Genomic DNA, 19,922 nt, shown 5'->3' with positions numbered 1-19,922 from the left:
AATCTATATGCCAATGTGGTTACAAATACTTTATCGCTCAATCGCATTATTTATTCTTGTAGTGGTGGTTGCAAGGATTTTGGGGAAAAGAAACATCACCCGTGTACCGCCGTATAAATTCGTGTGCTATCACGCCATTGCCATTATTTCTGCCTTGATTTCTGTAAACGTTATCAAAGAAGTGGCGTTCGGCTTGATAGCCCTGGGCGTGTGGGTGCTGTTTCCAATCGTACTCGATTACTTATCTTTAAAGAGCAAGCGACTTCACGACCTCATTAACGGAAAGGAAACAGTGCTAATCAAGCATGGGAAAATTATGGAGGAGAGCCTTATGCAAACAAGGCTTACGGGGGAGGAACTCTTAAGAGAGCTTCGCAGTAAAAACGCCTTTAACCTGGCGGATGTGGAGTTTGCCGTAATGGAAACCACAGGGGAAATAAATGTTTTCTTAAAATCCGACAAAAAGCCTGTTACTGCCCATGATTTAGGCGTTAAGACCGCACCCCAGGCTGAACCGCAAACCATTATTTTAGACGGGAATGTGTTAAATGAGCCCTTGGCTTCTTTAGGATTAAACAAGGAGTGGCTTCGCATTCAATTAGAAAACATGGGTGTATCCTTGGACAATGTTTTTTTAGGACAGGTGGATTCGTCGGGTGACCTGTATGTGGATCTTTTCGATGATGCCATAGAGCTTCCACAGCCTAAAGTAAAAGAAATGAACTATGCAAATATTGAAAAAGCCCAGGCAAGCCTTACAACCTTTGCTTTAGAAACTAATGATAATAACGCAAAAGCGATGTATAAGAAAAATGCCCAAAAGCTAAAACAGTTAATGGATAAACTAAATCCGTATTTATTACGATAGAAGGTGACTTTTATATGTCAAGCAAAAAGAGAAAAAAATTGACCCCTATACAGCAGCAATACCAGGATTTTGCACATGCCAGAGAACCGAAACGCCCGATCTTAAGGAACTGTATGAGGGCATTTTTAGTAGGTGGCATTATCTGTACCATCGGGCAGGGGCTCATGTGGTTTTTTATGACTTACTTCAACTTTGACGAAAAGACAGCGGGAAATCCGACTGTAGCAGTCTTGGTATTCACTTCCATTCTTTTTACAAGCCTTGGGTTTTACGATCATATCGCCCAATGGGCTGGGGCTGGGACCGCTGTTCCTGTGACAGGGTTTGCCAATACCATTGCTTCGGCGGCGCTGGAGCATAAAAGCGAGGGCTACGTGTTGGGCGTCGGCGGTAATATGTTCAAGTTAGCGGGGCCTGTTATAGTGTACGGTGTTTTCTCTGCCTTCGTGGTAGCAATTGTGAGCGTGATTGTTAAAATGTTAGGTGGTGTATAAATGTTACAAGGTCATCAGTCATGGATTTTTGAAAATAAGCCGGTTATTATCGGGTCAGCTGCTATCGGCGGCCCCTTTGAGGCACAGGGGAATTTAGCATCCGACTTTGACCTTCTCCATGATGATTTATGGCTGGGACAGGACAGCTACGAAAAGGCTGAAAAGAAACTGTTGGAGCAGGCTTGTGAAACAGCCATAAAAAAGGCGGGTGTCAAAAAAGAAGATATACAGTTTTTTATGAGTGGTGATTTGATAAACCAAATCATATCCAGCAGTTTCACGGCAAGAACGCTGGGCATCCCTTATCTTGGAATTTATGGTGCGTGTTCCAGTTCGATGGAGGGGTTGGCGATGGCATCCTTATTGGTTGACAGTCGGTTTGCCAAGCTTGCCCTTGCCGGAACCTCAAGCCATAACGCTGCATCAGAAAAACAGTACCGCTATCCTACCGAATACGGAGCACAAAAACCTCCGACCGCTCAATGGACAGTCACAGGAGCGGGAGCGGTAGTAGTGGCACAACAAGGCGAAGGGCCAAAGGTAACTTGTGCCACAATAGGGCGTGTCGTTGATATGGGAATTTCCGACCCTTTTAACATGGGAGCCGCAATGGCTCCGGCAGCCGTCGATACATTAGAAGCCCATTTTAGGGATATGAATGTTTCAGCAGCAAATTATGACTTTATTGCTACTGGAGACTTGGGCAGGGTAGGACACAGTATTGCCGGGGATTTACTTAAAAAGCATGGGATTGATATACCTGAAGAAAAGCTTACTGACTGCGGAATGATGATATATAAGGATACACAGCCTGTATTGGCAGGTGGAAGCGGTTGTGCCTGTGCCGCGACAACAACCTACGGACACTTTTTAAACCGCATGCGTAAGGGAGAATTAAAAAAGATTTTGGTTGTGGCGACAGGGGCATTGCTTTCACCTATGTCATACCAACAAAAAGAAACCATACCCTGTATCGCACATGCAGTATCAATAGAAATGTAATAGGGAGGCTTTTATTTGGAAAAATTCATTTGGGCTTTTATTATCGGTGGATTGATATGCGTTATAGGGCAGCTTCTTATGGATGGGTTAAAGCTAACACCTGCCCATACCATGAGTACGCTTGTGGTTGCCGGATCAATCCTTGGAGGACTTGGGCTGTACGATAAACTCGTTAAGTTTGCTGGAGCCGGGGCTTCCGTACCCATAAGCAGCTTTGGCAACCAATTGGTGAAGGGTGCTTTGCAGGAAGCGGAAAAGACCGGGATTATCGGGGTATTAACAGGAATATTTGAGATTACCAGTGCGGGTATTTCAGCAGCGATCATTTTTGGCTTCTTATCTACTCTGGTATTTAGACCAAAAGGCTAAGTGAGCTTTTAGAAGGGAGGTGATAATATGACCGTAGGAACACAAATGTCAAAGGCGATAGCCACCGTGCAAAGTGCGGCTGCCACTATGAAAACTTTTGCGTTGGAAACTCAAGACCAGACAGCAAAGCAAACATTCCAGCAGATTGCACAGACTTTCGACGATGCTCTTGTAACATTGCAGGGAAGGCAGCAGTATACAGAGGAGCAGGAACCTCAATACAAGCAGCAATAAGGACAAAAGGGCTGAAAAACGATTTTCAGCCCTTTGTGTTAGTACGCCCAGGCGGTTACAGAAATGGACCGGAATGCTTATTAAGTGATCCACGAGGTTTTTCAGCTATGCGGCTGATGGCGGAAATATCGGAAAGAGAGTATACTAAAGCTAATGAGTGATTGGAGGTATTATATATGGGAGACAAAAGTCCTAGAAACAAGGAAAAAAAGAAGAAGAAGGCTGAAAAGAAAGTTGTTGCTCCAATAGCTTCAATAGTGCCAGCGAACAAGCCCAAATAATTATGTTGATGTTAAGAAATTATGCTGAAGAGCCTTTCTACTGTATTGCTTGAAATTTAATTACTAATAAATCCAGCTTTCCAGCTGGACTTTTTTTGGCATGATTGAGCATTTAGTGGCTTTCTCTATCTTTCAGTAAAAAAAGAGACCGCTTTACAACGGTCTTCCAAATATTCTTGCGTATTAATTTTATTGTGTTTAATTAAGAAAGTCTAATCTTTTCCAAGCCAAATTGTTCTGCATACCTGTTATACAAAAGCAAATTAAAGCTACCCTCTTTTTGTGCCCTAGGCTTGATGTCAATTAGAAACTGTTTCTTAGCACTTGTCGATAATCTACCGAAATCATACCACGTATAATTTTTCATTTCAGAATTCACCTCATATATAGATGATAACACTTATTATGTATTTTGTCAGATTAATATTGATGCCCCACCATCCATCATGCTATCCGGTTCGGTGGAGGTTCAGTGGCTTGAGACGAAGATTTATACTATATGTATGAGCAAAGAACATCTAATTCATAGACGAACTTGTATCTACAACGTTAATTATCACATCGTTTGGTCGGTGAAATATCGGCGGAAAGTCTTAAATGCCAAGATAGAGAGTTATCTCAAAGACGTGCACAGCTCTTAGCGACAAATCGCTACTTTGACAAGATGGAAACTTAAAAGGCTATGAGAGATTTATTAAGGGAGGGCTTATGATGTTTTGGGTCATTGAAAAAATGATGGTGTACTTTGGTAATGATGTCCGGAGAATCAACCATGCTTTAAAAGTTTATGGATTTGCATTTGCAATTTCAGGTATGGAACATATGTCTGAAAAGGAAGCTCAAATAATAGGTCTTGCAGCAGTGTTGCATGATATTGGAATCAAGGAGGCTGAGCGAAAGTATAATTCAACAGCAGGCAAGTTTCAAGAAATTGAAGGGCCTCCAATTGCAAAACAGATACTTGAAAATAATGCTGTTGAGTCTGAAATAATTGACAGGGTTTGTTATTTAATTGGTAATCATCACAGTTATCAGAAGATAGATGGTTTGGATTTCCAGATACTTATCGAAGCAGATTTTCTTGTAAACATTTTTGAAACTAATATTGACAAGAATGCTATAGAGAGTATCAGAACGAAATATTTTAAGACTAAGAAGGGCACGGAGCTTCTCGCTACGATGTATTTAGTGTGATTGAATTATATTTAAGGGCATCTGCTGAATGACGGCAGGTGCTTTTTTCCAATTATAAATATCGAGAATAACACCAGTTAAGATAAAAGCATTTTAACTGGTGTTCTGTTTTCAACGTACAAAGGGTAGGTGGTTCATCTAATGACGGATCATGTCCCGGGTGATCTTCACCACAGATGAACCGATTATTTTTGCTGTTTCTTCTAAATCTTTATTTGATTTATTATCTAAATCCTTTTCTCTCAGACGGGGATTTTTAACTTTATTGGGACGCTTCATTACATTATCTTCAACAACGTAGAATCTCGGGTTCCATACGTCCAAGACTTCCTGTGCTACCCGCTCCCAACTAAATCGCTGTTCCGCCAAGCGCCTGCCGTTGCGCCCCATTGTCTGACAAAGTTTGGGATCGGTAAGGAGAATTTCAAGTTTCTTGGCAAATTCGTTTGTGTCCTCGGGTCGTTCGACGATTAGCCCATTTTGCTCGATCACAACTTCTGGATTACCGCCTCGTGCAGTCGTAAGAAAGGGCAAACCGGCAGCCATCGCTTCGTAATGGACACGGGCAAGGGGTTCTTGCCACTGAGAAGGGCACACAAAGATATCTCCAGCCCAAAACCACTGATGAATGAGATCGGCTGATACATAACCAGTAGTGACCACGGGGAAAAGGGCTCTCTCTGCCAGGGAACGAACATAGGCCACATAATCGGTTACTTTGTCCTCACTGTACCAGGTTCCGCCCACAATCACCAAGGCAATATTCGAATAAAAGGAATGCACCTCATTAATGGCTTGAACTAATAGATCGATGCCCTTTTTGGGAGTCAAGCGCCCAACAAATAAAATAACGGTCTTGGATTCAAGATTATATTCTTTCCGCAGTTTCTGACGAATCTGAGCGGCTGTATTAGATTTTCCCCAAGGGATAAAGGTATTTAGGTTTACTCCTGAATATATCGTGTGAACCTTCGATGCTGCTTGAGGATAGAGAGTGCAAATTGTATTTCCTACATAATTACTTACTGTAATGATCCGTTCTGCTTCGTTGATTGCGGTCAGCGCATCATTTCGGTGGATTTTATCAGGATTAAACATATCGTTATGCATACTTAGAATGATTCGTGAATGGGGAGCGGCTGCGCGAATTAAAGGAATAAGACGAGGCCGGTTAAATACATGAATAAGATCAAAGGACTTATTTTTAAGGAAAGAAATAACCTCTTTAGCATAGATTTCTAAGACTTGCTCGCCATCTAATCTTACATACCGAATATTATTTTTATACTCCTCTTGTGGTAATGAAGGGTCTGTAGTTCCTAAGATCGTTAAGTCATGTTGTTTACTTAACATTCCTGAGATTCCCTCGATATAGGTTTGAATAGCTCCTCCGCGCACAGGAGGGACCGGCAACTTTTCCGTGCAAATCATCAGTACATGTAATTTTTGGTTCTCGTTCATTTGCAAGCGATTATTCTCCATAAGACTCTGCTGTTTTTGTAGGCTCTTATTCCCTGCAGGGCCGACATCCTTTTTAAGGTTCTTTTTTAGAGAAAAAGCCCTTTCAATTGTGATGTGGTTATTTTTTTTAACATACCTAATACTGAGATGAAGATCTTCTTGGATCTTATCTGGATTAAAGGGAGAATTTTCTTTGATGAGCAAATGTGGTAATGTTGTATTTTCCATATTTGCTTGTGTTTGCATCATCTCAAAAGTTTCTGGTTCAGTTACTGTTCTTGAACCATAGTTGCTTTTTTGAAATTTTAGCGTGTCTTGTTTAAGTTGAGTTAGAGCCAGAACCTTTGTCTTTTCCAAAAGGATGAGATGCTGAATAATTCCTTCTAAATCATTATTAAGAAAACGAATGGGATCGAAAAGTATTTCATTTATGCATTTATAGAATTCATTGGGAAATGCCAGATCAATCAGTAAAAGCTCGTAAGTTTCTTGATCGAGCGGATTTGCTTGATGATAGGCATCAATCATGCCTCGAATCCAAGTAACGTCCCATTTACCCATGTCATCCATCGTGCCCGAGATTAGCTTGCGCAGATCGCGGATCGGCAAATCGTAGGACACTCCATCCAAATCGATCACCCAAAGACCGCCAGGACCAAGTTGTCCGTTAGACCATCCGTAGTCTTGGTGAACAAGTCCCCAGTGCTCTTCCCCCAGCGACACCATCTGAGCATAAGCTGATTGCTCAAGCAGGGACAATGCATCAAGAGCCTGTCGCTCAAATATCCCGATGGTAGAAAGAAGTGATTGACTACTCGGAATATCATCGTAAGCCTTGGCGATAGTGCAAAACCAATTGAATTTATAAATTATTTTTCGATAGTAAGCAGGCCAATGATACAATCTAGAAGCCCTTTGGGATCCTGTTGGTGGAATATAACCCTGAGAATGCCTATGAAATTCCCCCAAACCGTAACATAGAGCATAAGCACCCTCTAGATCCTTACTTGCCGGAGTGAGGGTTTCAATCCAATCCGTGACAATCCATAACTTCCCGCCCTTTTCGACGTAGAGAAGGCCTTCCTTGGTCTTTTTTAATTCTGGAACCCTTCCTCCTTGTTTTACGAGGTAATCTTGTGCCCCAATGCTGAAGAGACTTCTGATCGGCCTACGGTGTAATAGCTTCAAACTTCGGGGTCCATGATCAGTTTCAATTTTCCAGATCGCCCCACCTTTGTCCGACTTTGCTGTAATTAACGTTTTATCACGGACCACCATGTCGTAGTAGGTAACCACTTCTTGTGCCAATTCATCAATTTCAGGAGGAACGTACAAATCTAAATTAATAACTGAAGGCAAATCTTCGGTATCCCACGGGTGAATCAGATATTCTTCCATTTCGCCGCCTCCACCATTTTCAAACTACGCAATATAAACTATTCTGCTTTAGCGATGAATGTTAGTGCTGCGAACGCACTCAAATTTTTAACCCATCCTATCATGTACGAATACAATATATAAATCGACCATTGCATAGGGAGTGGGTTGACCGATTGATGAGAATATGCGTCGTAGGTGCCGGTTATGTGGGGCTCACAACTGCAACTGCTTTAGCGGATTTTGGCCATGAAGTTCAATGTGTAGATATCGATCAAACAAAAATTAATAGCCTTCAAAAAGGTATAGTCCCCATATATGAACCAGGATTAAAAGAATTAATTGACAAAACCTGCAAAAACGATAGTCTCCATTTTTCATATCAGGTGGAAGAAAGTATTAGAGATTATCCAATTATTCTGATTGCCGTAGGCACACCTTCCAAGGAAGATGGAAGCAGCAATCTTAGTTTTATCAGCCATGTTGTTAAAATCATCGCGTCAAACATTAATGAGTACAAAATCATTATTACCAAAAGTACTGTTCCACCAGGTACCAATGAATGGATTTACCAAGCGCTTGTTGAAATGGGCATAGAAGAAGATTTGTTCGATATTGTTTCTAATCCGGAATTTTTACGGGAAGGAACTGCATTATGGGATATATTGCACCCTAATAAAATTGTTTTTGGCACAAAGTCAGATCGTCCCATCAAAGTTCTCAAGACGCTATATCAAAGGGGAAGATTTCCCTATATTTTTACCAGTTTAACAGGCGCGGAACTGATCAAATACGCCAGTAATGCCTTTCTGGCCACGAAAATTTCATTCGCGAATGAAATAGCCCGTATATGTGATGTTTATGATGTGAATTATTCAGATATTGCCAAAGGATTAGGGGCGGATCCGCGAATTGGGCCGCATTTCTTAAATGCTGGACTAGGTTTTGGCGGATCATGTCTACCGAAAGATCTAAATGCTCTAAAAGATTCAGCGTTGAGGCAAAAAGTGGAGACAAAGCTACTCGATGCCGTAATGGAGATCAATGATACTCAAATTGAGCTCTACTTGAACAAACTGAGTACGGCACTCCCGGACTTGGCGGATAAACAAATCACGGTTTGGGGCGTAACCTTTAAACCTGGCACAGATGATCTGCGTTCCTCTCCAGCCATTACTCTTGTTAAACAACTTGTCCACAAGGGTTGTCTTGTTCACACGTATGATCCTATGGTGAAACTTGAATTAGCGAATGTTTCTTCTTTTGATGATCAATATGAATCAGTTAGGAATTCGGACGCCTTGATTATTGCAACAGAATGGGGACAATTTCGCAAATGCAATTGGTCAGAAGTAAAATCAAGAATGAAAGGATCGATCATTCTTGATGCCAGAAACTGTATTGATGAGAAAATCGTTAGAAGTGAAGGATTCATGTACCTGGGGGTTGCGAAACGATGAAAATATTAGTGACTGGGGCCGCCGGTTTTATTGGCTCACACCTTTGTGAACGATTGCTCCAAAAGGACGGCACCGATGTCATCGGAATCGATGGCTTTATCAATCCCTCCCAAAACCTAACGAAACAGAGGAATCTTAGACTGTTGCTCCCACATCCCCGTTTTCAATTTCATCAGGTTGACCTCCGTCAAGCAGACTTAGAGAAGCTTCTGGACGGCGTTCAAGTTGTCTATCATTTAGCGGGTATGCCCGGGGTACGCACAAGCTGGGGAACGGATTTTCAATCCTATGTCGATCACAATATCGTAGCCACCCAGATATTATTGGAAGCGGTGCGGGCATGCCCACTCAAAAAGTTTATCTATGTTTCGACATCTTCGGTTTACGGTGAAAAAGTAGGAAAAGTCGCAGAAGATTCGATTCCCGCCCCCCTTTCCCCATATGGAGTGAGTAAGCTCACGGGTGAATATTTGTGTAAGGTATATCAAATAAGCTACGGGATACCCATTGTTATTCTAAGATATTTCACTGTGTATGGACCAAGACAAAGATCAGATATGGCATTTCATCGATTCATTAAAGGGATTCTTCAGCGTGAGCCAATCAAAATATATGGAGATGGGAAGCAAACACGCGATTTTACCTTCATCGGGGATTGTGTAGAAGGAACTGCTGCGGTACTTCATGCAGATGGAGTGATCGGGGAAACGATTAATATTGGGGGTAAGGAGAGGGCGTCGATCCTAGAAGTCATATCGATGATAGAATATTTTCTAAGCGTTAAGGCGACTCTGGAATTTATGCCACGGCTTAAGGGAGAACCGAGGGATACTTGGGCAGATATATCAAAGGCTCAAACACTGGTAAATTATTATCCGGCAAGCTCTTTGAAATTCGGGTTAGAACAACAGATCAATGACATTCAATCATACAGTTCAGCACCGACAGCTCAAAGTGATCATATAATACACTAAATTGTTCCACCTGATGAGGGCCTATTTTGGTGGAGAGATAGTTTGGCAAATTCAGTAGAGAAAGGTGAAAAAATATGGACAAAGATGAATTATTAAAACAAGTTTATGAGGCATTGGACAATGGAAATGAAATTAAAAAAATCAAAGTGAAGTATCAAAATGGGGACGTAATGAAGTTCGATTTTGATAACGAAGAAGAGGACGAAGAAGAGAACGGAGAAGAGAACGGAGAAGAGGACGAAGAAGAAGACGAAGAAGAAGACGAAGAAGACGAAGAAGACGACGAAGAAGAAGACGACGAAGAAGAAGACGAAGACCAAGACCAAGATGAAGAAGTAGTGAACCCAGTCGAGAATAAAGTTACTAGTTCCCAGACTAGTCAGGAAGCGGGTCGGAAGGTTAATGTAATTAATCGTCCGTAAGGTTATGGACTCTTATAATCAAAAATTGCAAAAACTAAAAATAACGAGAGGATGTTTCAAAAGTTCGAGGCATCCTCTCGTTATTTGTTTGCTCAAGTAATTCTGTTGTCAAATCCCAGTGTAGAAGCTTTCTTTAGTTTCCGTATCAATAATTTGACATCAGGTGGTATGGAAGCCCGGATGCTGATCCTTCGCCCACTGGCGGGATGGAGGAAGGAATAAATAAATGCGTGCAAGGCTTGCCGTTCGATTAAGCTAGTGTCCCCTCCGTAAAGGTCATCTCCAAGCAAGGGATGCCCTATGGACTGGCAGTGGGCGCGAATCTGATGCGTACGGCCGGTATGTAGGATGAATTCGAGCAGAGTAGCTTGGCGGTAACGCTTGAGCACCCTGAATTCCGTAAGAGCGGGTAAGCCGTCCGCGCGTACCTTCCGTTTGATAAAGCTTCCGGGTTCTAAACCAATTGGCTGGTCGATCAGGCCAGTATCGTGCTTTACACCACCGGATACAAAACCTAAATAACGCTTGTAGATTAGCCTGCTTTCTAATTGGTGGGCTAATTGCTGATGGGCAAAAGTATTTTTGGCTATTACGACCACGCCGGTAGTGTTGCGGTCGATGCGGTGCACGGGTCGGAAGGGTCTGGGCTGTCTTTGGCTTTCCCAGTATGCGATCACGTCATTGCCGAGGGTTTTGGCAGGATATCGCGGATTGGGGTGCACGACCTGACCCGCTCTCTTGTTGACAGCCAGGATATAGTCATCTTCGTAAAGTATTTCTAAGCCAAGGGAAGCAGCTACTTGAACTGCGTCCATGCCAGCGATATGTCGCTGGGATAAACTACCATGATTGCTTGCCATAGAAACACTTATACTAGAAGGGATACTGGTTGCAGGAATAGTGGCTTCTTCCGGAGAAAATAATTCTATAGTAAGGGTCTCTCCGGCATGGCCGCGGGCGGAAAGAAAGGTAAAACGCCCGTCCACCCAGGCCTTTTCCCCTTGCTTTAGATTTTGTAATAGCCTGCGGGAGAAGTGAAACTTGTGATGAAGAATCTCGAAATATTTCTTTCCTTCGTCTTCCGGCTGTAAGATGTAGAGCCAAGGCTCTTTCTGTGCCATAGGTAGTCTCCTTGATCAGAGTTTACCGTTAGATGATATAATCGAAATTAAAATGATGTCAAATGATCGGAGGAAGTCATTAATAAATGCTAACAAAAATTCAGGGACATACATATTATTACCAAGGTGCGACTAACATAGGGGTGATTCGGTATAAAAACGGGACTGCCTTGCTGGTGGACGCGGGGATCGATGCGACTGTAGGCCGGGCTTTGGCTCAGGCTTTGGAGGGGGATAATCTTAAGCCTAAGTATGCGCTAATTACGCATGCTCATCCGGATCATTTCGGAGCCTTAAAATTTCTGAAGGAACAATACCCAGGTCTTGTACGTTATGCCGAGGAACATGAGGGTTTATTCATGAAATACCCGCGCCTGGAAAGTGAAGCTCTCTATGGGGCTGCTCCGGTGCGCGAGCTGGAAGGAAGATTCCTGAAAGGGCCATCGGTAGAAACGGATGCCGCCATACACGAGGGAGAAATGGAAATAGGAGATAAACGGTTTCGAATCGTATCTCTCCCGGGCCACACTTTTAACCAGATTGGGGTCATTACCGGGGATTCTGTGCTCTTTGCCGGGGACAGCCTTTTTAGCGAGGAGATTATGAAAAAGTACGGTTTCCCGTTCCTGCTGGATGTAGGAGGGCAGTTGAAAACCTTGGATTTCCTCGCCGGGCTTGAGGTAGAGCATGTTGTTCTCTCCCATGGTTCCCAGGTTTATGCTGGGATTAAGGAGTTGTGCGCGCACAACAAAGCCCGGATTGAGCAGTACCTGGAGCTTGTCTTAAGCTGGTGTGACCAGCCGCTAACGCGCGAGGATATTACGGAAGAAATCTTAAAGGAAAGTGCGATGGAAGTGGATGTGGCCGGGTACTACATGACTTATGCCACGGCAGGGGCCTTTCTTTCTTATCTAGCGAACCGACAGGAACTCAGCAAGAGCGTAATCGGGGGCAAGTGTTACTTCTACCGGGAGTAATTAATGATATAATTTGCTAAGCGCTTTAATTGTAATAAAATATACCTGGCATACAGTGCAGATAAAGGAGGGCATTTATATGAAAGATCCACGGATTGAGAAACTGGCAGATAACTTAGTCGGCTATGCTGTAAATCTCCAACCGGGGGAAAAAATCCTAATTGAGTTGGTGGGTCTGGAGATCCCCTTGGCCCAGGCTCTGGTTAAGCGCGTTTATGAAGCGGGGGGGATTCCTTTTTTGACCATATCTAATCATACTCTAATGCGGGAAATATTAAAAGGGATGACGGTGGAACAGGCTGACGCGATGGCCCGCTGGGACAGGGCCAAGATGAGCGAGATGCAGGCGTACATCGGTGTACGCTCGGGAGATAATATCAACGAATGGGCAGATGTTCCGGCAGATAAGATGAAAATCTACGCGTCCCATTATTCTAAACCGGTGCATTCTGAGCAAAGGGTTCCACACACGCGCTGGTGTGTTCTGCGCTATCCGAACTTTTCCATGTCTCAGCTAGCGAACATGAGCATTGAGGGATTTGAGGACTTCTATTTTGACGTATGCAACCTCGATTACAGCAAGATGTCCGAAGCGATGGACCCCTTAAAAGACTTAATGGAGCACACGGACAAGATTCACATCTTGGGACCGGGCACGGATCTGACCTTTTCCATTAAAGGAATGCCGGCGATAAAATGTGACGGGCATGTTAACATCCCGGATGGGGAGATATTTACCGCACCGCTCAGGAATTCGGTTAACGGGAAAATTACTTATAACACGCCGGCAGTCCATCAAGGGTTTACCTATGACTCGGTCAGCCTTGAGTTTGAAAACGGCAAGATCGTAAAGGCTAACGCTAATGACATAGAGCGGATTGAGAATGTATTTAACACTGACGAGGGAGCGCGCTACATTGGGGAATTTGCCCTCGGGGTTAATCCCTATATTCTCACGCCGATGAAAGACACTCTTTTTGATGAGAAGATAGCAGGAAGTTTTCATTTTACGCCCGGATCCTGTTATGACGAGTGCGATAATGGCAATAAATCCGCTATTCACTGGGATTTGGTGTGCATTCAGCGTCCGGAATATGGCGGCGGGGAAATATATTTTGACGGCGTATTGGTACGTAAAGATGGGCGCTTTGTGCTGCCTGAATTAGAGGGGCTGAATCCGGATAACCTTAAATGAAGGAAAGAAGTATGTACAGATGAGAAATAGCAAGCATCTGCGTTTTATTTATAATCCCCATGCAGGCCGGCGCAAAGCAATTGGTTCGCTTGATGCCATTATTCAAACCTTTCAGGAAGGTGGCTATGAGGTAAGTGTGCATCGTGCTGGTTCCCCGGAAGATATCGAAACCACGGCGGCCAAGTCTTCTGATGTACAAACACTGGTGGTGGCCGGGGGGGACGGTAGCGTTCATCATGCCGTCAATGGGTTGATGAAGATTAAAGAGAGCAAGCGGCCTGTTTTAGGGATTCTGCCAGTAGGTACTGCCAATGACTTGGCTTTTGCCTTGCGCCTGCCGCGAACAATACCTGAGGCCTGTTCGGTCATTAACCAAGGTCGCGTGTTTTCCATGGACTTAGGGATGATAAATAATCGCTACTTCGTAAATGTTGTCGCCGCCGGGCTGTTAACTGACGTTTCTCAGAAGGTTGACGTGCGCGTCAAAAACGTCTTGGGCCAGCTCGCTTATTACTTAAAAGGGCTGGAAAGCCTTCCATCTTTCCGCCCGTTCAAGCTCGAGTATACATTAGAAGGTAAGCGGCATCAGGAAGAAATTATGCTACTGTTGGCGGTTAACGGACTTTCCGTAGGAGGGTTAAGACAATTGATGCCGCGGGCATCCCTCTCTGATGGCAAGCTTGATATCCTGTTAGTGCGCCAGAGCGGATGGCCTGAAGCTTTGCGCATTTTATTCAGCCTGCTGCGTGGGGAAAAGGGGGCGAGCGGGAAGATTGAACAGTTTCAAACGGAGGAGATTATGGTACAGGTAGACCGCCCTCTGACCTCAGACCTCGATGGAGAGTGGGGTCCGGAAAGTCCGTGGCATATTAGGATTGGTCCGAAAATTTCTGTTTTCCATTAATCTTCATATCATTTTTACGGAGGTTTTTGATGCTAAGCACTCCTTTTCAACAAGAAGTACTAACTAAGATAAGATCCCTGGCACCAGTGTATGTGGTCGGAGGAGCAGTGCGCGACCTTAAGATGGGGACACCTTCTCACGACCTGGATGCGGTGGTCTCTAAACCTCTGCCGGATCTGGCTACAGCGTTGCGGGAGTGGGGATATCACCCGCATATTTTGGGAGCGCATCAGCAAACGGTTACTCTTTTTCATGAGCAGGAACGTCTCGATTTTACGGAAATGCGCGGGAGTATCGAAAATGATGCCTTACGCAGGGATTTCACGGTTAATGCTTTATACCTTGATCCCGCCAGCCGCGAACTTATAGACCCGTTGGGCGGTGCCAAGGATTTAGAAGATAAAGTTCTTAGAGGGTGCGGGGATGCCAAGCAGCGGCTTGCGGAAGACCCTCTGAGGATTTTGCGCATGGTGCGCCTGGCTGTTGGCTATGGCTTTAAGGTCGAGGAAGGGACTTGGGAGGCCGCCCTTGAGTTAATCTCCCGCTTGTCTGAAACGGCCAGCGAGCGCGTGACTGAGGAACTGGGCAAGATTCTGTTGCTGGAAGAGGTAGAGCGCGCTGTGCGCCTGCTCAATGAACTTGGATATTTTAAGCTGTACATACCGGAGTTAGCCAGGCTTCAAGGTTTGGTACAAAACCGCTACCATGCAAAAGATGCCTGGGAACATACCCTCCATGTCTTAAGAAATACCCCGCCTCGACTATTGCTTAGGTTGGCAGGCCTATTTCACGACACCGGCAAATGGGAAACCGCGAGCCATGAGTGCGATGTCTGGGGTAAATTGGAGATGCGTGGGGGTGAATTTTATCTGGGGGAATATAAGCTTAGCGGAAGGAATCTTGAGAGCTGGCGGGGGCGTTCAGTGGCTGTACGCGGAGCCAGGCTCGATCATTACCCTGAAGCAATTCAGGTTAAACAAATTAAGCCAGGGAGCGGTAAAAAAGGAGGCTTTGCCTGGGTGCCGGATGGGAAGCGGCATTTCTTAGGGCATGAACGGGAAAGTGCGCGTCTCGTAAAACGGATTCTCCCGCGTTTTCGCTGGTCTATGTTTTTGGAACAGGAGCATGGGGAGAAAGAACTGCTCTATTTAATCGAGAATCATATGACTGGCACGCTTACTTTCATGAGTGAGTTAAGAGGAGAAAGGGGAAGGACTTCTATTGCCGAGAAGGCGCAGCGTTTTGCCTGGGAGCACGGGTGGAACGGCCGCGGTTTTGCAGTAGCCAGGGTCGATAACCTTTTAGAGCTATGGCAGGCAGACTTTTTTGGCGGCAAGGAACGGGCTGAAGGGGATGAAGAAAAGTTTTCCTTCATTCAAGGGAGTATAAGAGCTGCGAGCGCGGCTATCGCCAAACGCTGGCAAGAACTTGAATGGGGAACTTTAGAAGAGGTTGCACGGGAGGTTGGGATTAACGGTGAGGATTATGGTCGTTTCAAGGATCACCTCAGGCAGAGGGCGATTATCGAAGAAAGATTTGATTTAAGCAACAAGGAGCTTTTAGCAAAGGAGTATAGAGATTTCGTACATACCCCTTCGGTTTGGCGGCGCAGAGGAATTCGGAGAGATTAAGTGCGCGATTGTAATTTTATTTTGTGCAAGCTATTGACGTATAATTAATATCATTTTATAATAATTACTAACAGGCGGGAAACACTTTGCAAAAAGTGCAAGCTGACAGTTTGAATAATCACATTGACAAGCAGGGTCCCGCTCTACAATAAAAATAAGATAAAAAGAAAGGGGTACAAAAGATATGAAAAAATGGCAATGTAAAGTATGCGGTTATATTTATGAGGGCGAGGAGGCTCCGGAACGCTGCCCCATGTGTGGCGCGAGCAAAGATAAATTTGAGCTTTTAACCGGGGACAAGAGCGTGACTGATAAAAACTTAAGCGGGAACTGGGACGGCGAGACTGAAGAGGCAGGACTGTACTTTGCTTTCGCCAAGAAAGCTGAAGAAGAGGGCTATCCGGAAGTCGCCCAGGCCTTTATTAAAATAGGGATTGAGGAAGCATGGCATGCGGCGGAAATTGCGGCTATCCAAGGAAAAGTTAAATCTACGAAAGAAAACCTCGCATGGCGGGTAGAAGCTGAGCTGGGTGCCCAGAAAGGAAAAGCAGAAGCGGCTGAACACGCCCGCAAAGACGGCAACCTGGACGCGGCCGAGTTCTTCGAGAGGGCTTCTAAGGATGAAGGCCGCCATGCTGCAGCTTTCAAAGGGCTTTTGGACAGGCTGTTTCAGTAAGTTCATTTAGTAAAGAGGCTGGAGAACGGCTGGCAGAAAAGTTATTTGACTTTCTGCCGGCCGTTTTTTGTGCGAGGAAAGAAAAAACCGCACAATGTGTGCGGTTGCGAGGGGGTTATATATAAATAGTGAGGAGGGAGTAAAAGTGTTATCGCTTGCCTAAAGTATATCATTAATGGCGTTTGCAATTGTTATTAATGTGTTAGCTTCTTGTTAAGTTTTTGTGAATTAGCCCGTCTGAGGTACAATAGGTTAAGAGGTTATATAAAGCAAGGATGGGAGTTAGTGAATCAAAGTAGTTTGAGAGAACAACACTTTTGGAAAGATAATATTAAACAATGGGCCATGGATTTGGGATTTGTGGCTGTAGGTTTTACATCGGCAGAGCCGGTGGAGGGCCTGCGGGAATTCCTGGAACAACGAACTGCACAAGGGTTGGCCACATCGTTTGAAGCACAAGATCTTAGTTTGCGCGCAGACCCTAAAGCGGTGTGGCCTCAGTGTGAAACCGTGGTGGCTTTGGCTTACCCGCTCCCTTTAAGTTCGTCTGCTAAAATAGGAGAGGGAGTCTTAGTGCGCTCGGCTGTTGGGGAAGATTATCACCGGCTTGTGCAGGGGAAACTGGAGCTTTTGAACGCAAGGATGATGGAGGCTGGGTGGCCTTCTTTGCCCCCGAGGGTTCAAGTGGACACAGGACCGCTGGTGGAGCGCGCCTTTGCCGCTAGAGCCGGAGTCGGCTGGATCGGGCGCAATCAGCAGTTGATAGTACCGGGAGCCGGCTCATTTGTTGCTTTGGCGCTCCTCTTGCTTGATCAGGAACTGCCGCCTGATAACCCTGTTCCGGATAAGTGCAGTGAGTGTGAACTCTGCCTTAAAGCTTGCCCCGCTCAAATTATTGGGAAGGAAACTTTCGCAGCCAATAAGTGTCTCTCTTACCTTACTCAAAGCAAGCAAGTTTTAGATGTAGATACTCGTACGAAGCTGGGTGAGCGGATTTTTGGCTGTGATACGTGTCAGGAAGTCTGTCCTCATAACCGGGAGTGTATAGAACAAGAGCGGGAATTAGAGCAAGAATTAGAGCGAGAGGAAAGCGCCCGTGCGTCGAGTCCTAGCGGACGCGGTTCCCTGCACCGGGGAGTCGATTTGCTTGAAACCTTGAATCTCACCAGAGGGGAGTTTAACCGGCGTTTTCGTCCAAGTGCTGCCGGTTGGCGCGGGAAGGGGATATTTCAACGCAACGCATATCTGGCGTTAAAGCAGGCGCAAGACCCCCGGCTACAGGAATGGCTGGCGAGGCAGACTGAAAAAGGTCAGATTCCTTCGCTAATTCTGCCGTATTTGGATGAGGGCAACGGGGACAAAAAAAGCCCATAAACGGCCAGAACAACACCTAAGAAAGGTGTTATGTTCCTTGACCGGATTACAGGCTAAGCGCTAACTATTTGTACACTCTCCGTTTAACAAACCGGCCTATTCGCTCTAAGGCCGCTGTTAGTTGCTCGGTGGAATAGGCGTATGAACAGCGGATGTGTCCTTCCCCGGAGGGACCAAACACAGACCCGGGAACAACTGCCACTTTTTCCTCTTCGAGAAGTTTTTCGCAAAATTCCTCTGAGGAAAGCCCGGTAGCTGAGATGTTCGGGAAGGCGTAGAAAGCCCCCAAGGGTTCAAAGCAGGACAAACCCAGGTCACGGAAGCCCTGGACGATGAAGCGGCGGCGCTGGTCATAGGTTGCCACCATGTCCTTTTTGGCAGTTTCGGCAGCGGTCAGGGCTTCGATCGCCGCATACTGGGCGGTAATCGAAGCGCATAAGATTGTATACTGATGGATTTTTGTCATCCCCTGGATTAAGTCAGGGTTTCCGGCCACATACCCGAGCCTCCAACCGGTCATAGCATAAGCCTTGGAAAAGCCGCTGACATGCAGGGTGCGCTCGCGCATACCCGGAAGGCTGGCAAAAGCGGTGTGAGTCCCGGCGTATGTGAGATCAGAATAGATCTCATCAGCTAAGACGATCAGGTCTTTTTGCTTAACGAATTCAGCAATCGGGAGCAGGTCTTCTTTAGTCATGATCGCCCCTGTGGGATTGTTGGGGTAAGCCAGGACCAACAGTTTGGACTTAGGAGTATAATGTTTCTCCAGGTCCTCCACCCGCAAGCGGAAATCCTCTTGTTCCCGTGTCGGGACATACCTGATTTCCCCCCCGGCGAGTGCGGCGCACGGAGCATAGGAGACATAAGAGGGATCAGGGATCAGCACTTCATCTCCGGGGTTTAAGAGGGCGCGCATCACTAAGTCGACCGCTTCACTGGCTCCAACTGTGACCAGGATTTCCCCGTTAGAATTATACTCGACACCGTTTTTTTTGTTTAAGTAGCGGGAAAGCTCTTGGCGCAGCTCTAAAAGGCCCGCATTGCTTGTGTACATGGTCTGGCCTTGTTCCAGAGAAAAGATTCCACTTTCCCTGACAGTCCAGGGGGTGACAAAGTCAGGCTCTCCTACCCCAAGCGAGATCACGTCTTTCATCGTGGACACCAGGTCAAAGAACTTGCGGATTCCGGAGGGGGGCATGTCGCGCACAGTCGTGTTTAAGTACTTGTTCACGGGGAGACCACGAGACGTTGTGCCGTCTCTTCCTGATTCATCAGTTCCAACCCGTCCTGTTTATAACGGCGGAGAACAAAATGAGTCGCCGTGCTTTGAATATGTTCAAGGGTCGCCAGTTTTTCAGCTACGAACATGGCTACTTCCTGCATCGTCTGCCCTTCGATGAGGAGAGCCAGATCATACGCTCCGGACATGAGGAACACGGTTTTAATTTGGGGGTATTTTTGCAAACGTTTCGCTATTTTATCAAAGCCGTAGCCCCTTTGCGGCAATACTTTCACTTCAATAAGGGCTGAGACTTTCTCATCCCCCGCTTTTTCCCAATCGATTAAAGGATGATACTGGACGATGACTTTGTCTTCTTCCCACTTCCGGATGCGCTCGCTGATGTACTCTACACTGAGTCCGGTGTGGACGGAGAGTTCAGCAGGGGTTAGACGGCAGTCCTGGGAAATTAACGACAGCAGTTTGCGGTCTTGTTCTGATAACATCTCTTTTTCTCCTTCCTAAAAGATACATCAATATCATACACGGAAAACTGTAGTATAACAATAGAAAATTTTGATTCCCTTAATTTCAGATGCACTATAATAGATCTGTATTATGGGATGCTGTTATTTAACAGATATATTCATAATACAGTAATGCTCAATGATTGATCTATAAGAAAAACA

General features: G+C 45.3%; 20 protein-coding genes. 16 read left to right on the top strand and 4 right to left on the bottom strand.

The window, feature by feature from the left end; translation table 11 throughout:
- Nucleotides 1-7: 7 nt before the first annotated feature.
- The 7 genes from ACYQ2N_RS01090 to ACYQ2N_RS01060 all read left to right on the top strand — a co-directional run bounded on the left by ACYQ2N_RS01090 (nt 8) and on the right by ACYQ2N_RS01060 (nt 4,442).
- Complete coding sequence (locus tag ACYQ2N_RS01090) at nt 8-868, top strand: DUF421 domain-containing protein (RefSeq protein ID WP_459996985.1); 861 nt, start codon at nt 8-10, stop codon at nt 866-868.
- Nucleotides 869-882: 14 nt separating this feature from the next.
- Entirely contained in the window at nt 883-1,362 is a 480-nt protein-coding gene (spoVAC, locus tag ACYQ2N_RS01085) for a stage V sporulation protein AC (protein WP_459996983.1), read from the top strand.
- The gene (gene spoVAD, locus ACYQ2N_RS01080; protein WP_459996981.1) at nt 1,363-2,364 is read left to right on the top strand and encodes a stage V sporulation protein AD; all 1,002 of its coding nucleotides are present in this window, start codon (nt 1,363-1,365) and stop codon (nt 2,362-2,364) included. It begins immediately after the preceding gene.
- Nucleotides 2,365-2,379: 15 nt separating this feature from the next.
- Nucleotides 2,380-2,733 (top strand): stage V sporulation protein AE, encoded by a 354-nt coding sequence (gene spoVAE, locus ACYQ2N_RS01075; protein ID WP_459996979.1) that lies wholly within the window; start codon nt 2,380-2,382, stop codon nt 2,731-2,733.
- A gap of 27 nt (nt 2,734-2,760) precedes the next feature.
- Nucleotides 2,761-2,967: a DUF1657 domain-containing protein gene (locus ACYQ2N_RS01070; protein ID WP_459996977.1), complete on the top strand. Its 207-nt coding sequence runs from the start codon at nt 2,761-2,763 to the stop codon at nt 2,965-2,967.
- Nucleotides 2,968-3,694: 727 nt separating this feature from the next.
- Entirely contained in the window at nt 3,695-3,889 is a 195-nt protein-coding gene (locus ACYQ2N_RS01065) for a transposase (RefSeq protein ID WP_459996975.1), read from the top strand.
- Nucleotides 3,890-3,956: 67 nt separating this feature from the next.
- On the top strand, nt 3,957-4,442 hold the full coding sequence (locus tag ACYQ2N_RS01060) for an HD domain-containing protein (RefSeq protein WP_459996973.1): 486 nt from the start codon (nt 3,957-3,959) through the stop codon (nt 4,440-4,442).
- 138 nt (nt 4,443-4,580) lie between these two features.
- Here the strand turns inward: ACYQ2N_RS01060 and ACYQ2N_RS01055 are convergent, their stop codons facing one another.
- Nucleotides 4,581-7,301 (bottom strand): CotS family spore coat protein, encoded by a 2,721-nt coding sequence (locus tag ACYQ2N_RS01055; protein WP_459996971.1) that lies wholly within the window; start codon nt 7,299-7,301, stop codon nt 4,581-4,583.
- Between the two features lie 158 nt (nt 7,302-7,459).
- Here ACYQ2N_RS01055 and ACYQ2N_RS01050 point away from each other — a divergent pair, with 158 nt between their 5' ends.
- The 3 genes from ACYQ2N_RS01050 (at nt 7,460) to ACYQ2N_RS01040 (ending at nt 10,136) form a co-directional block, all read left to right on the top strand.
- Entirely contained in the window at nt 7,460-8,740 is a 1,281-nt protein-coding gene (locus ACYQ2N_RS01050) for a UDP-glucose dehydrogenase family protein (protein WP_459997287.1), read from the top strand.
- The gene (locus tag ACYQ2N_RS01045) at nt 8,737-9,714 is read left to right on the top strand and encodes an NAD-dependent epimerase/dehydratase family protein (RefSeq protein WP_459996969.1); all 978 of its coding nucleotides are present in this window, start codon (nt 8,737-8,739) and stop codon (nt 9,712-9,714) included. The genes ACYQ2N_RS01050 and ACYQ2N_RS01045 overlap by 4 nt, the downstream gene beginning before the upstream one ends.
- A gap of 74 nt (nt 9,715-9,788) precedes the next feature.
- Complete coding sequence (locus ACYQ2N_RS01040) at nt 9,789-10,136, top strand: hypothetical protein (protein WP_459996967.1); 348 nt, start codon at nt 9,789-9,791, stop codon at nt 10,134-10,136.
- A gap of 92 nt (nt 10,137-10,228) precedes the next feature.
- Here the strand turns inward: ACYQ2N_RS01040 and ACYQ2N_RS01035 are convergent, their stop codons facing one another.
- Entirely contained in the window at nt 10,229-11,257 is a 1,029-nt protein-coding gene (locus ACYQ2N_RS01035; protein ID WP_459996965.1) for an RluA family pseudouridine synthase, read from the bottom strand.
- Nucleotides 11,258-11,343: 86 nt separating this feature from the next.
- On the opposite strand from ACYQ2N_RS01035, the gene ACYQ2N_RS01030 reads away from it, so the two are divergent.
- The 6 genes from ACYQ2N_RS01030 to queG all read left to right on the top strand — a co-directional run bounded on the left by ACYQ2N_RS01030 (nt 11,344) and on the right by queG (nt 18,014).
- The gene (locus ACYQ2N_RS01030; RefSeq protein WP_459996963.1) at nt 11,344-12,234 is read left to right on the top strand and encodes an MBL fold metallo-hydrolase; all 891 of its coding nucleotides are present in this window, start codon (nt 11,344-11,346) and stop codon (nt 12,232-12,234) included.
- 79 nt (nt 12,235-12,313) lie between these two features.
- Nucleotides 12,314-13,429 (top strand): aminopeptidase, encoded by a 1,116-nt coding sequence (locus ACYQ2N_RS01025; RefSeq protein ID WP_459996961.1) that lies wholly within the window; start codon nt 12,314-12,316, stop codon nt 13,427-13,429.
- Between the two features lie 19 nt (nt 13,430-13,448).
- Nucleotides 13,449-14,333: a diacylglycerol/lipid kinase family protein gene (locus ACYQ2N_RS01020; protein ID WP_459996959.1), complete on the top strand. Its 885-nt coding sequence runs from the start codon at nt 13,449-13,451 to the stop codon at nt 14,331-14,333.
- A gap of 29 nt (nt 14,334-14,362) precedes the next feature.
- Nucleotides 14,363-15,964: a tRNA nucleotidyltransferase/poly(A) polymerase-related protein gene (locus ACYQ2N_RS01015; RefSeq protein ID WP_459996957.1), complete on the top strand. Its 1,602-nt coding sequence runs from the start codon at nt 14,363-14,365 to the stop codon at nt 15,962-15,964.
- Between the two features lie 184 nt (nt 15,965-16,148).
- Nucleotides 16,149-16,640, top strand: a complete 492-nt coding sequence (locus ACYQ2N_RS01010; RefSeq protein ID WP_459996955.1) for a rubredoxin-like domain-containing protein — start codon at nt 16,149-16,151, stop codon at nt 16,638-16,640.
- Nucleotides 16,641-16,925: 285 nt separating this feature from the next.
- Nucleotides 16,926-18,014, top strand: a complete 1,089-nt coding sequence (queG, locus tag ACYQ2N_RS01005) for a tRNA epoxyqueuosine(34) reductase QueG (protein WP_459996953.1) — start codon at nt 16,926-16,928, stop codon at nt 18,012-18,014.
- A 64-nt stretch (nt 18,015-18,078) separates the two neighbouring features.
- Here queG and ACYQ2N_RS01000 read toward each other — a convergent pair whose 3' ends face one another.
- Nucleotides 18,079-19,245, bottom strand: a complete 1,167-nt coding sequence (locus ACYQ2N_RS01000) for an aminotransferase class I/II-fold pyridoxal phosphate-dependent enzyme (RefSeq protein ID WP_459996952.1) — start codon at nt 19,243-19,245, stop codon at nt 18,079-18,081.
- Nucleotides 19,242-19,739, bottom strand: coding sequence for an Lrp/AsnC family transcriptional regulator (locus ACYQ2N_RS00995; RefSeq protein ID WP_459996950.1), 498 nt, complete (start codon nt 19,737-19,739; stop codon nt 19,242-19,244). The genes ACYQ2N_RS01000 and ACYQ2N_RS00995 overlap by 4 nt, the downstream gene beginning before the upstream one ends.
- Nucleotides 19,740-19,922 lie beyond the last annotated feature (183 nt).

It is taken from the genome of Paradesulfitobacterium aromaticivorans (genome assembly GCF_054657415.1).
Note: the sequence above shows the minus strand (reverse complement) of the source record. Positions and strands in the feature narration are given on the sequence as shown.

Coding starts and splice junctions, on each gene's coding strand:
- ACYQ2N_RS00995 (WP_459996950.1), bottom strand. CDS start 19,739: ATGTTATCAGAACAAGACCGCAAACTGCTGTCGTTAATTTCCCAGGAC.
- ACYQ2N_RS01015 (WP_459996957.1), top strand. CDS start 14,363: ATGCTAAGCACTCCTTTTCAACAAGAAGTACTAACTAAGATAAGATCC.
- ACYQ2N_RS01025 (WP_459996961.1), top strand. CDS start 12,314: ATGAAAGATCCACGGATTGAGAAACTGGCAGATAACTTAGTCGGCTAT.
- ACYQ2N_RS01065 (WP_459996975.1), top strand. CDS start 3,695: ATGCTATCCGGTTCGGTGGAGGTTCAGTGGCTTGAGACGAAGATTTAT.
- ACYQ2N_RS01040 (WP_459996967.1), top strand. CDS start 9,789: ATGGACAAAGATGAATTATTAAAACAAGTTTATGAGGCATTGGACAAT.
- spoVAC (WP_459996983.1), top strand. CDS start 883: ATGTCAAGCAAAAAGAGAAAAAAATTGACCCCTATACAGCAGCAATAC.
- ACYQ2N_RS01050 (WP_459997287.1), top strand. CDS start 7,460: ATGAGAATATGCGTCGTAGGTGCCGGTTATGTGGGGCTCACAACTGCA.
- ACYQ2N_RS01055 (WP_459996971.1), bottom strand. CDS start 7,301: ATGGAAGAATATCTGATTCACCCGTGGGATACCGAAGATTTGCCTTCA.
- ACYQ2N_RS01070 (WP_459996977.1), top strand. CDS start 2,761: ATGACCGTAGGAACACAAATGTCAAAGGCGATAGCCACCGTGCAAAGT.
- ACYQ2N_RS01030 (WP_459996963.1), top strand. CDS start 11,344: ATGCTAACAAAAATTCAGGGACATACATATTATTACCAAGGTGCGACT.
- ACYQ2N_RS01035 (WP_459996965.1), bottom strand. CDS start 11,257: ATGGCACAGAAAGAGCCTTGGCTCTACATCTTACAGCCGGAAGACGAA.
- ACYQ2N_RS01090 (WP_459996985.1), top strand. CDS start 8: ATGCCAATGTGGTTACAAATACTTTATCGCTCAATCGCATTATTTATT.
- ACYQ2N_RS01060 (WP_459996973.1), top strand. CDS start 3,957: ATGATGTTTTGGGTCATTGAAAAAATGATGGTGTACTTTGGTAATGAT.
- spoVAD (WP_459996981.1), top strand. CDS start 1,363: ATGTTACAAGGTCATCAGTCATGGATTTTTGAAAATAAGCCGGTTATT.
- ACYQ2N_RS01010 (WP_459996955.1), top strand. CDS start 16,149: ATGAAAAAATGGCAATGTAAAGTATGCGGTTATATTTATGAGGGCGAG.
- ACYQ2N_RS01045 (WP_459996969.1), top strand. CDS start 8,737: ATGAAAATATTAGTGACTGGGGCCGCCGGTTTTATTGGCTCACACCTT.
- ACYQ2N_RS01020 (WP_459996959.1), top strand. CDS start 13,449: ATGAGAAATAGCAAGCATCTGCGTTTTATTTATAATCCCCATGCAGGC.